At 33.0% G+C, this 12,390-nt stretch carries 10 protein-coding genes and 1 pseudogene; all 11 read left to right on the plus strand.

What is annotated here, in order from left to right:
- The 11 genes and pseudogenes from A2273_08450 to A2273_08500 all read left to right on the plus strand — a co-directional run bounded on the left by A2273_08450 (position 1) and on the right by A2273_08500 (position 12,390).
- Positions 1-216 (plus strand): annotated as a pseudogene (locus tag A2273_08450) (hypothetical protein).
- An 87-nt stretch (positions 217-303) separates the two neighbouring features.
- A complete protein-coding gene (locus tag A2273_08455; protein ID OGF06962.1) occupies positions 304-678 on the plus strand; it encodes a hypothetical protein in 375 nt (124 codons plus the stop codon).
- Positions 679-810: 132 nt separating this feature from the next.
- Positions 811-1,845, plus strand: a complete 1,035-nt coding sequence (locus A2273_08460; protein ID OGF06963.1) for a hypothetical protein — start codon at positions 811-813, stop codon at positions 1,843-1,845.
- Positions 1,846-1,993: 148 nt separating this feature from the next.
- Positions 1,994-3,358, plus strand: a complete 1,365-nt coding sequence (locus A2273_08465; protein OGF06964.1) for a hypothetical protein — start codon at positions 1,994-1,996, stop codon at positions 3,356-3,358.
- A 486-nt stretch (positions 3,359-3,844) separates the two neighbouring features.
- Positions 3,845-4,492: a hypothetical protein gene (locus A2273_08470; GenBank protein ID OGF06965.1), complete on the plus strand. Its 648-nt coding sequence runs from the start codon at positions 3,845-3,847 to the stop codon at positions 4,490-4,492.
- 28 nt (positions 4,493-4,520) lie between these two features.
- The gene (locus tag A2273_08475) at positions 4,521-4,889 is read left to right on the plus strand and encodes a hypothetical protein (GenBank protein OGF06966.1); all 369 of its coding nucleotides are present in this window, start codon (positions 4,521-4,523) and stop codon (positions 4,887-4,889) included.
- A gap of 13 nt (positions 4,890-4,902) precedes the next feature.
- Entirely contained in the window at positions 4,903-6,060 is a 1,158-nt protein-coding gene (locus A2273_08480) for a hypothetical protein (GenBank protein OGF06967.1), read from the plus strand.
- A 23-nt stretch (positions 6,061-6,083) separates the two neighbouring features.
- Positions 6,084-6,335 (plus strand): hypothetical protein, encoded by a 252-nt coding sequence (locus A2273_08485; GenBank protein OGF06968.1) that lies wholly within the window; start codon positions 6,084-6,086, stop codon positions 6,333-6,335.
- Positions 6,336-6,393: 58 nt separating this feature from the next.
- A complete protein-coding gene (locus A2273_08490; GenBank protein ID OGF06969.1) occupies positions 6,394-7,992 on the plus strand; it encodes a hypothetical protein in 1,599 nt (532 codons plus the stop codon).
- Position 7,993: 1 nt separating this feature from the next.
- Entirely contained in the window at positions 7,994-10,087 is a 2,094-nt protein-coding gene (locus tag A2273_08495; GenBank protein ID OGF06970.1) for a hypothetical protein, read from the plus strand.
- A 785-nt stretch (positions 10,088-10,872) separates the two neighbouring features.
- On the plus strand, positions 10,873-12,390 hold the full coding sequence (locus tag A2273_08500) for a hypothetical protein (GenBank protein OGF06971.1): 1,518 nt from the start codon (positions 10,873-10,875) through the stop codon (positions 12,388-12,390).

Genomic DNA, 12,390 nt, shown 5'->3' on the forward strand with positions numbered 1-12,390 from the left:
CTGGTTGCCTGTATAGACGGCTTAAAGATCAATCACAAGGTCCAGGATTATTACGGGGAACAGGTCAAAAAGCTTCTGGAAGGAACGATCATTTGCTTCGCCCGGTACGGCAGGGACCCGATGTCCAGGATGAACGTGCGTACATCCTCCCGCAAGGTCAATTTTGATATAAACATTTATGACACCAAGGACCAGGCAGTTAAAGCAATTACATAAACGAGAATGCAGATCTGCGGAAAGCAGCAGAACTTATGAGCAGTAGCGTTCATAATATTTTTGCAAACAAGGTTTAAAGGAATGAAAATGATTATAATTGGTCAGGCAGAAATCAGAGACACAGCGGTTAATGTTGTGTACAAATGGTATAGAAAACGAGGATGGAGAGTTGTTATTCAAAAAAGAAAACCTTACGATTTAGTTGCTAACAAAGGAAATAATAGGAGGTATGTTGAAATAAAAGGAACAATGAACCAGCCTAATAATTTCCGTGCGTTACTTTCTAAAAATGAAAAACTGTTTATAGATAAATGTCGGGCAAATAAAATGCACTATCGACTCCATGTTGTTGCCGGTATAGGAAGATATAAGGAAATAATTCACAAATGGTATTCTGAAAGAAAATTATCTCAACCAAAGCCTGCCGGGCATTATTATATTACTGTGAAATTAAAAGATTAATATTTTTAAACAAATTGGGAAATATAATGTGAATCATAATCCTCGTCCTATCTCAATTATTATTTAATTTTTGAATAGGACTGTTACTAAATCACTAGATGATGGTATAAATTCTAAATATGAGAGCAAGTTATGTCCAATGTTATTAATGTGAAGCAAAAATCAGAAAATGAACGTTTGTTCCTTTATATTCCTTTTAGCCTCTTGTATTTATGGAAAGCATCTACAGGTATAAAATACTTGGTGTTCCTAGTCTTGTTTATTCCTTTAATTTATGGATTTTTAGGAATTAAAGATCCATTCAACATATTTAATTATATTATAATTGTTCCATTGTATTTTGCTCTCGCTAGTACTATTGTAAGAGAGCTTTACCAGAGGCTTGATGAAATATACGGTCCATCAAATTCATTTCATCTTTCAAAAACCTTTCCGAGAAAGAAATTTGAGAAAATAAACCCTCATAAATTAGTTCTGTTTTTATCTTGCCTCAGCCTTGTTTTCCAGCTATGTTATATATTCAACGAGTTGGGTCTTGGACACGGAAACAATCCTATTTATCCTCTTTTTAGTAGGTTGTTTGAGCAACATTGGTTCTTTCGCAATTTCCCCTTAATATTCTTTATAGAATATATCACGGTTCAATTCTTTGCTCTTTGGTTTGCATTTACAATAGTATTTGCCTTGATTGATTTATGTAGACGTTATTATTGGGTGCTCCGTAAAAGTAGAATATTTCATCGTGATTATGAAGTAGCTGACAACTGGGTAGAAGGCACAAATAAAACGTTTTATAAAGTTACATTTATGTCGATATTGCTTTGTTTGAACGCATATACATATAGATCGCTTATTCATAATGGATCTACTTTGAATTCGCTAGGATTCATCTTTTTTGGTCTTTTATTAGTTTTACTTGTTATTATTGCACGTACCTATCTGCGTTTAAATAAAATGAAATATAAATTAATCAAACTTAGGCGTAGTAAATCAGCGCACCCAATAAGACGTATTATTCAAATTATTTGGATAATTATAGCTGCAATAGTTGAAGCTGTCCCGAGCATCACTATTAGTCAGACAACGACAGGCTCTATGCTTATTTTGAATATATATGAATTTATCCGTCCTTGGATAGACAATATCTTCCAATTCAAACAATTTTAATAACATTGAATTGACCACATTCAGGACAGCATCAAGTACAGCGCATATTTTAACGATCATTGAGTAAAATAACTAAATATATAAATTATATATATTAGGTACTGTTATGTCAGAAGAAAAATACAAACCCTGCCCATTATGTGGGACTATGCTTCCATATGATAAATGGCTTGAGGTCGTAGGTGTTTATGAAGAGCAGCAAAAACATAAGAAGCAGTTGGAAATTGAATTAGGCAAGGCAAAGGAACAAAGCAAGAAACTCGCAGAAGAACAGAAAAAGTATCGTGCTCAAGAGAAGGTGCTTCGTACCCAATTCAAACAGAAAATGCAGTTGGAACGTAATAGGATCAAGAAAACAGAAAATAGATTAAAAGAAAAGGAATCATTACTAAAGAAGAAACTTGAAAACAAATATGCAAAACAACAAACAACACTTCGCAAACGGTTCGAAAGAGATAAGAAAAGTGCCCTAGGCAAAATAAAAGCACAAGGTATCAAAATAGGTTCGGAACAGGAAAAGGCAAAGACAGCAAAGCTTAAAAAACTTCTTGATGATCTTAAAACCAAACAAGCTGCATCTGAGTTTAAACTTAAGCAACAATTCCAGAGAGAGCAGGATACATTAAGAAAGAGGTTTGAACGTGACAAACAGATAGAGCTCAAGCGTGTAAGAAGTGAGGCTATTGCAAAAGGCATAGCAAAACAAAAGGCCAGAACAGATAAAGTAACTTCTCTGATGGATAAGATACGTAAGGATAGAGATGAAGCTAACGAACGGGTAAAACAATTAGAGGAAATGATTAAAAAAGGTACAACACCTCAGCTTGAAGGATTTGATTTTGAAAAATTATTTTCAGATCAACTGAAAAAGAAATTTCCCAATGATGATATTAAATCAACGGGAAAGAAGGGCGATGTAATCCAAACAGTTAAAGTTGAAACAAAAACAGTTGGCAAAATTATCTATGAATGTAAGAAAACAAGGGATTTCAAGAATCAGTATATTGATCAGATAATAAGAGATAAGGCAAAGGTCATAGTTAATTATGGCGTAATCGTTACCTGGGCTTCGAAAGAAAATAAGCAGGGATTTTGGATTGAAAAAGATATCTTCATAGTCCATCCCTATGGCGTCCTTGATATAGCGTCATTCTTAAGAGAGACGCTGGTACAGGTATTTACCTTAAATATAACCAAATCAGAATTTGCTACAAAAGGCAAAGCACTCCTTGATTTCATGCAATCCGAGGATTTCAGGAACAGGATCCAAGACTCAATCAACAAAAGTCGTGAAGCCTATGAAGTATTAAGGAAAGAAGTGAAAACGCATGTAAATACCTGGAAGAAACGTACTAAAATCTACGACAGCATACATAAGAACACAGGCATCATCCAAGGTACTGTCCGGCATGTGCTGCTACATGGCAAGATCCCAGAGAAACTCCCCGAAGAAACAGTCTTCCCCGCACTTCCAATCGCAATTGAAAAGATAAATAGTAACGAGAATAAATAAATCACTCTTCTCTAATTGATTAAGTAAGGAATGGTCATGCCGTTTAATATACAGACTAAAACAGCTATGTTTGTTCGGTGTGGCAGATTGTGTTGCCTTTGCCTTAAACAATGCGGTACAAATATTGAAGCTGCACATATAATTGATGAAGCGCAAGGTGGTTTAAATGATGCAGATAATGGAATCCCAGTATGTCTTGATTGTCATCAGGAAATAGGAGCTTATAATCCGCGACACCCCAAGGGTAATAAATTTCAACCACAGGAGTTAATTGCACGTAGAGACCGTGTTTACGGTTTAGTCGAAACTGGTTTATTGTATGCGCAAATATTTGCGCAGCGCTCACAGAGAAATATATCTAATGGAAACGATCCACGTGATGAAATTCCAGTAAGACCCGCGATGTCATTAACAGCAAAGCGTTTTCTTGATTCAATACAATCATCTCTAGATACATCGGAGATATCAACCAGGAAACTATCATTATTGAGTCAAAATGATCGTGCATATATATTGGAAGAATTATCAAATAAAATTGTAGACAATCTGCAGGATATTAATCTATTCGCTCGTTTACTACAAAGCGATGATTTTCCTAAAAATGAAGCAACCCTCTTGTTGGAGCAGGTATTAAGAGCAGCCACTCTTTATGGATCAGCGATAATAAAGGCTGCAATATTACGGGAATTTTCACCCGACCTTATTGCGAGTGTTTACGAGGGTGTTTTATTAGCTTTTTTTGAAGATATTATTCTTACTATTAAGAGGGATCAATATCCTGAAGTTAATGCAATAGTTCCTTCTTTAATACGTCATTCTTCTGTCGTTCCAAGGTTATTATGGCGTGAGTATGTATTAAGCCTTATCGATCAAGCAAAGTCTGGATCGTATCAGGGAGCTCCAGCAGCGAGAAATATATTGTTAGAGTTACCATCAGAAATTGCCAAAGAAGGCATACAAAATATTGACAATAAATACTTATTGTTTAATTACCAATATGACTTTCTTAAACAATTTATAGGAAAATATATTGATTGTGCTTTGCAAATACAAAAAAAGATGTTTATTGATTATGCCCGTATGACGGCAAAAGAATTTTATGAAAAATATTTCCCCGATGAATGGGAAATATAGTGATATTAAACATTAATCCTGAGATTATATGCCTATAAAAAAGTACCATGAAGAATTTGATTTGTTTCTATCTTCAAAAGGCGTTCTTCTTCCAGATGGCCAATACGGCGTAGTCCATACATTTATGGATAAAGGGGTTGGGTCATTCGGAGCCAATCATCGCGAACTTGACATATATCACCGTGAAGAAGGTTTGCGCAGTTGGCTTAATGGTAAATATAATGTAATCGGGCAGCACAGGGCAACAGATTGGCTACGTGCTGGCCTCGGGCATATTTGTTTAGACGTTGTTGAGTCAAATCTTCCCAATAAATATACTTGGGATCATGTATATGAAAAAGCTTATCAATTAATGAAAAGAATGCGATGGAATAAATCACGTTTTATATTTTTTTAGAGGTGTATTTACAATGATTGATGCAAAATACAATTCGTCATTAGATAGATTGCCGGGAGATGACCTCTGGGCAAAAATGATTAATTCCTGTGAAAACATAGAGGGGTTATCTAAAAAAGAGATAAAAGAATCCCAGGATGCTTTTAAAGTATTGCAAAACACGTTAGGCATAAATTTCTTGGAAATGGTGTTTAGTAAAAATCATCCGATGACATTTAACTTGATAAATGTGGTTGCATGGACACGGAGATGGATAATATGGTTGGCAAAAGCAATAGATGTATCTCTAAATTATGATAAAAAGAGAAGTATACTTAAAAGATTAAAAGACCCAGATAAATATTATGAGGGTTTGTCTGTTTTAAAGTATGCTGATAAATTATCTAGAATGGGTTTTGAAATATCAATCGATGAAATGATTGGGAAAAAAGTTCCTGATATTAAGGTTATTAACAAGGAGAATGGCGAAACATTTGTAATTGAAGTATCTATTCAGAAAAGAAGTGTTCATGAAGAGAAGGCATTTGAAATTATGAGATCTGTAACGTTTGCTGTATTTTGCAGTGCCCCTGGAATGAGTTATTGTGGAGGTATATATAAATATCTTGCAGATAAACATTTGGCAGATGTTATATGTAAAGTAAAAGATATTGCTGTTTCTTCTAAATCAAATAATTTATTTAAATGTCTTCATATCCCTTATATTTTAGATTTTGCTATTGCTCCAAGTGAGGATGATCCCAAATTAATAAACTGGGCAAAGAGGTATAGAACACAACCAGGTCAATTTTCTGGTCCAGACGATGAAGTCAATCATTTTCGCAGATTAGAGGCAAAGGTGTTTAAAGAACAAGAACAATTACCTATTGATAAACCTGGAATAATCATTATTGAAAGTAATGATTTATTTAGAACGCGCGATTACAGGGGCACAATATCAAGAATTGAAGATATTGTATATAAATATGATAAATTAGCTGTACTAATAATATCAGGCAGTTATATCGGAAGCGGGTCAAATGTCATTATACAAAAGGAAGGCCATAAATATATTGGAATAAAAAAGAATGATTTATTATTTGAACAATATTATTTTATCAAGAATAAATATTGTAATCATAAATTATCAAAAGAAACGCTTGATAAAATAATTAAATCCTTAAAGATCTAATATATTGTTTAAGGGAGAATGAAATGGCGCTCTATTTCTTAGAATATGATCTCAGAAAGGACCGGGACTATCAGAAGCTCTACGATGAGTTGAATAAATTCAATGCAGTAAGAATCCTGAAATCATTATGGTGTTTTAATAGAATCAATATAACTTCGGAAGGGTTGAGGGATTATTTTAAGCAATTTATTGATTCTGACGATGGTTTAATGGTTGCAGAAGTGACCAGTTGGGCAACAACCAACTCAGAAGGAACCCCGAATCAACTAAAGTAACGATATATTAATGGGCTGCTGACGCAGCCCATTATGCATTATTTAACATGAGGTTAGTATGAGCAGGGGGAAAAGGCGTTCACCAAGTCAGCTTATTGGTATAAAAGGTGAAAAAATATTTGAAGATTGGGCTACAAATCGCAGATTGACGACAAATAAAGCAGAGGAAGATTATGGGATTGATTATTTTTGCCAAGTATTCAACCCATTTGTTAATAGAGCAAATGAAATCACCGGTCATACTTTAATGGTTCAAGTCCGATCTATTGAGGGCAGCAGTAAAAAGAGAATAACGCTTAATAAAATAGATGCAGAAAATCTATTGCGTCAAAGCAATGCAACATGTCTTATTGGCGTTAACATTATAAACCGTATGGTTCATTATCGATTTCTTAATAAAGAATTTATTGATAAGTTAATAGATTTTATTGGGTCTGGCAATAGCACCTATTCCATTAATCTCGATGAAATGGAAAGTGATTTTAATATTTTTGATGAGCTTCTCACATACCATACAAAACCTGGTGTGATACATGGATTAATGCTTTATAAAAACGAAAAACAAATAAATCAAGCAATACCTGGCGCAACAGTAACTATGCATCAATCTAGAGATAGTAGTTATGCTATTATCGATTTGCCCTGGATAAATTCTGTATTGAATATACAACCTGAATTATTTTCAGAAGTTAGATCGCTTATATTTGAACAAGGGAAACAGCCCCATGAATTACCTGGAGTTGATATTGACCCTGAAATATATAAAATCTTAGATTTGGTTGATGGTGAGGTCTACATAAGTGGGGGTAGTGAAAAAGAAGCTAATCTAACCGTGGAATATAACGGGATTAAGGCTTCGGAAAAGTTTATATATCGACGATTAAGGGACGAAAGAGCATTCACGCATCCGATAGGATTAAGCCTTAGAATCTCTGACCGGAGAAAGAAGGGAGATATATTTATTCACGAGTTGGAATGTTGTTTATTTGACAGTACAATGTCTTTGGGAAGCAATCATGATATGTTAGCGTTTTTAAAATTACTAAATGAGGGGGCTAAATTTGAATTAGATGGCGAACCATTTTTAAAGATTGATGATTTCGGAAAACGTGCTTCACATATAGGTCAGGCGATTATATCACTAGAAAATATTACCAAATATCTAAATATTAGTATGGAAGATTATTTCCTTAATGATTTATTGAATGAAGAATTAGATCGGTCGGTTTATTTGCTAGAAGCAGTATGCATAAAAAAGGAAGCTATCAATAAATATATTAAAGGGTTTATATACGGACCGTTAGCTGACGGAAATATTGATGAAATAAAAACAAAAGAAGGATTATTTGAGGTTCCAGTCGTACTTAATTTAAAAAACAAGGGTGTTGTTCTGTGGATCAAAGTAAAAGGAATATTATATATAGATGCAGAAGGTAAAATCAGTGGCTTCCGTTTTGATGAACAGATTAGTTGGAAATATATGATAACGGAAAGAATGAATAAATCGGTATATCCGGAGTTATGGGTTATTAATGAATGGCCACCCATTGAATTAGGTAAGGCACATAGTAGAAAAGAAAAACTAGACACAAAAGAACCAGGATATATAAAACACAATGTTAAGGTTTGGGGAAAAGACAAGCAAAAGGTATTTTAATATGTTGATCAAGAATGAATATTATAAAGAACTTTCAGTAATTCCCGAGCTATATAGCAATGGAAAATATAGTGAAGCAATAAGGATATGTTTGTTATTAAGTAAAAAGCATAATACATATACAATAATGTTTTTATTGGGAGTGCTATACATTGCAAAAGCATTGTTTGAAGAGAATAAAAATATACTAAATGTAAATAAAGCAAATAAATCAACCCTTGCAGCTTATACAATTATTAAGAACCATTCATTTAATGAAGTATTAAATTATCTGGCAGATTTAGATTTAATATTCAGGGGCATTGAATTATATGAAAATAAAAATGATTTAAAAAGAATTAGACATGATGAATATAAATATGAATCATTATCTAGAATTTACAGCAAGCTTGCAAATGTGAATTGTGATATAAACGAATCCCTGACATTGGCCCACAAAGCACTTGAAATATATAATAAAAACGAGGACGCATATCAAAGACTACTTGACATATATGATAAAAACGATAAAAAGAAAAAAGAAGCGCTATTGCGTTGGGTGTATGCTGATATAACTATCATAACGCCACTTGAAATATTATATGGTATCTATCTAGATAATAATTCCATTAAGGAAGCATGTTGTTGCTGTTATTATATTGCTAGACGAAAAAGATATGTTGCAAATCAAATCAAAAAAGGGGGTTTATGCGATGAATACATATATACTGCTATTTTATCCGAGAGATTAGCCCATGAATTATTATTGAAGTATTATTGGAATGAAAAGAACTTTAAAAAGGCCCAACTCCATCTTTTAAAATGTTATGCGTTATGGAAAATAAGTAACAATATTAATTCTTACGACAATGTATTTAATATAAACAGATTAAACGAAGAATTAAAAAGAAACAAGAATTGTATATATTGGTTTTTATATTGTTTAATTAATATCGATAATAAAATTGATTTATACTCAAATAAGAACAATAATTTAATAGATATATATAATTTTATTAAGGTTGTAGAAAATGATATAACCGCTTTATTTAAAGATGAATTTAATGTGTGTCTTAAATGTTTTATTAAAAACAATACTCTGTTGCCATATCCGATGATAATAATTTCCAAAGTATTTTGTATCACCCTTCTTTACACCGTAGTAAAAAAATACTTAAATCCTGAATGGTCAGAGAAGAAATATTTGACAAGAGTGATAGAAATAATATTTAAGGATTTTACTAAGGAAACGTATAGATCGCTCAATTTAACAGAAAGTCTAAAAGAAGAAATAGTAAAGCAACTTAATACTTATGATAATTCTACAAGATTAGTTTATATAGATATTATTAACATTATAAAAAAAATAATTATTAAATATAATATCGATATAAAATTTGAATCGGTCAATACTCTTGAAACTATTGTTCATGACATTGCCAAAAACAAATCTGCCATGACAAGTGGAAAAGAGAAAGAATTGGTTTTTAAAATAAAGACATATTTAAAAGGCCTTAATGACGAAATATATAATAATGCGCTCTTGAAAATAGACATAAACCATTGTTTGTTATCTTCAATTAGTAAGGGTATTATAGATATTAAGTCATCCCAAAATCGTTTGCATAAGTATTTATCCCCTTCTGGAAATGCAGATAAAATTACCGGAAATATATCAGCAAAGATATGCTTAAACAATGAATATTACATTATCACCCATGAAAATAATACACCTAAACGATATATGGGTGATAATAATTTAAAAAACAAAAATATATATAATATATGGGTTGATCAATCAAGATATCAAGTATGGATTGATAGGACACAAATAAAATTTACTCCAACGTTGGTTCATGTTCTAACGCTGTTATTAATAAAATACCCTATTGGATGCAAATATGAGGAATTAGTATATTGTGCACCAACAAAAGCAGTAGATAATAATAATGTCCATCAATGGATGAGTGAAATTAGTTACAAAATGGGCAAAAAGGTGTATAACAAATACATAATACCCAACCCAGGTATTGGCTATATGATTAAAGAAGATATAAAATATTGCGTAATATTTGATAAGTACTATTATAATTTAAAAATAAAAACATCAACGTGAATCAAAATAATGTAACCATTGTGCAATAGAATGTTCAAGTTTTATTTTACAGATATTAGAAAACGTATTCGAGTTTATAAACAAGCTATTTCTCTTAATTTTAAAATCAAGATATTTTATCCAATAATTACAGCATTCATTTAATTTCCCGCATCCGGAGATAATTTCATTTTGAATATATTGCTTATCTAATGCCTGTCTTTCAATGTCAGTATATTCTAATTTTAAAATAGATTGGATTTCTTTTGCTTTTTTTCCCTTTAAATGGGATCTGGTCCAATTTATCAGGCTCGGTCGATTGTTACCGATGACATAATAAGATTGTAGGCATGGGATATTTTGTTTTTTGAGACCCAGCATGGTATTAAAGGGAACCTGTTCATTAACAAAAGGGCAATATGTTCTTGTTGTAGCATAATAAACTAGCTTATAAAATAGGTAGAATCTAGAATTATTATTTATGAAAGGTATTTTTCGGAGTAATTTATTTTTTTCGTAATTGGTAATAGATTCAGAATCGTTTAATTTGTATATTAAATTCTCGAGGGTATTATCATTAGGTATGTATCCATCAACCATAATGCCATGAATTTTTCCCTTGGGTGCTGTTATTTTTGTCATCAATTTAGTACAACACTATTATATATAAATATATTTACGAAAACCCCGCTTTTAGCGGGGTTTTTTGTTTATAAGTAAATTATAAGTAGATGGTAAGTACCCCCTTAGTGCAAAATGATATTATTTGAAATACAATTTATTCAAATCTAAGAAAGGAGATTCCCATGACCACAATCCTAATCCTTCTCACGCTGGCGGCAATCGTTGCGGCCGGCAGAAATCTTCCCTCGATGTTGTTTGCTCCAATATTAAGCATTATTCAATATTTTGGCTCTCTTATCGAAGGCTTTCGTGAAAATCTCAAGCAATATATTTTAAAACCTGAACCTCCAGGGCTAATAAGATATATTCTCTCTGCGCTTTTCACCCTGGGATCAATTACATGGTCCCTAATGGATGCATTGCTTACAGAAGTATCCCTTAAAATAATTGTTTCCGAGAAGACGCTTCAGCTTTTCAAAACAGGCATTCAACCAGTGGATTATTTCATTTCTAATTATCTGTATTCTTGTATCGCTCTGGTTTTAGTTCTTATGCTCACGTTGCTCTTCCATTTTGCCTTTTCTTATATTGCAAACAGATATCCTCATTTAATTGAACAAATGACTTTCATATCAGTCGTTGTTGCGGCGTTGGGTATGCTCATTATTATGGCTTTAATGCGCTATTATTCTTCACAATGGTTTTCAGAGGTAAATCGGGCGATTGCAAATCATAATTATGTTTTACCTAATAATCTGACAAGCAAAACCGGAATGTTGTCGATGATGTTTCTTGTCTGGGGAATCTTGTGCGCCGGAATTTGCGCTCATTTAGGGTTTAACCAGTTCTTAAAGCAAACCGCCCAAATCTTGACAGGAATTGTTTTTGTTCCGATATCCCTGCTTTTATTTTTCTTGGTTCTTTTATCCAAATTGGTCGAAGGAGTGCAGGCCATAATAGGCATTCCGGTAGCTATCCTCAACGGAGCTGTTGATTTGATCAAGGAATCCGTAAGAAAAAGGCAACCTGATTACAGGATTATTTCAATGATTGTAATTTTTATATTGAGTATATTTCTTTCTGGTTGCACTCTTCCGGTAAATAAACCCAAATTAATAGTCGCAGTAATTGATCAGTCATATTCATTTAAACAAGAGCAGGATAATACTCTTACAAAGGTAAACGAGTTGATTGATTTTCTTGGTCCAGAGGATCATTTCTACTGTTTATTCATCAATGGCAAATCTTATAGCGACAAACAACTTCTTTACATTCTGCCCAGGCAAGATGAAGCAGATATTTATAACCTGCTTGACGACTATAAATCGCGGGATGATGTCAAGAAAAGTATCTCAGATATATTAGCCGGGCCTTGCTCCAATAATTCAGATGTACTTGGCGCTTTGCATCGAGCGCAAGCTATTTACAAGTCAAGAAGAGAAGGGTATGACAAATATCTTTTTCTGTTCAGTGACCTTTCGGACAATATCAATAGACAAACACCGGCACCTGAATTGGACAGCGTCAGGGTAATCACGTTATTTTCAAATTCTGACAAAAAGAATATTATTTCTGCCAAAAGCCAAACCGAAGCGTGGGAAAAAGTGTTTGCAGACAGCAGGGCTTCTGAGGTACTCATTCTGGGCCACGATATCAGCATGTCATTCGAGATAAAACAATATCTGGAAAGGGGGATTTAA

The organism is Candidatus Edwardsbacteria bacterium RifOxyA12_full_54_48, from assembly GCA_001777915.1.
GTDB lineage: Bacteria > Edwardsbacteria > AC1 > AC1 > EtOH8 > UBA2226.

Excerpts from the sequence above, each read along its gene's own strand:
- A2273_08475 (OGF06966.1), top strand. The coding sequence starts at position 4,521 with ATGCCTATAAAAAAGTACCATGAAGAATTTGATTTGTTTCTATCTTCA.
- A2273_08495 (OGF06970.1), top strand. The coding sequence starts at position 7,994 with ATGTTGATCAAGAATGAATATTATAAAGAACTTTCAGTAATTCCCGAG.
- A2273_08490 (OGF06969.1), top strand. The coding sequence starts at position 6,394 with ATGAGCAGGGGGAAAAGGCGTTCACCAAGTCAGCTTATTGGTATAAAA.
- A2273_08480 (OGF06967.1), top strand. The coding sequence starts at position 4,903 with ATGATTGATGCAAAATACAATTCGTCATTAGATAGATTGCCGGGAGAT.
- A2273_08485 (OGF06968.1), top strand. The coding sequence starts at position 6,084 with ATGGCGCTCTATTTCTTAGAATATGATCTCAGAAAGGACCGGGACTAT.
- A2273_08500 (OGF06971.1), top strand. The coding sequence starts at position 10,873 with ATGACCACAATCCTAATCCTTCTCACGCTGGCGGCAATCGTTGCGGCC.
- A2273_08460 (OGF06963.1), top strand. The coding sequence starts at position 811 with ATGTCCAATGTTATTAATGTGAAGCAAAAATCAGAAAATGAACGTTTG.
- A2273_08465 (OGF06964.1), top strand. The coding sequence starts at position 1,994 with ATGCTTCCATATGATAAATGGCTTGAGGTCGTAGGTGTTTATGAAGAG.
- A2273_08455 (OGF06962.1), top strand. The coding sequence starts at position 304 with ATGATTATAATTGGTCAGGCAGAAATCAGAGACACAGCGGTTAATGTT.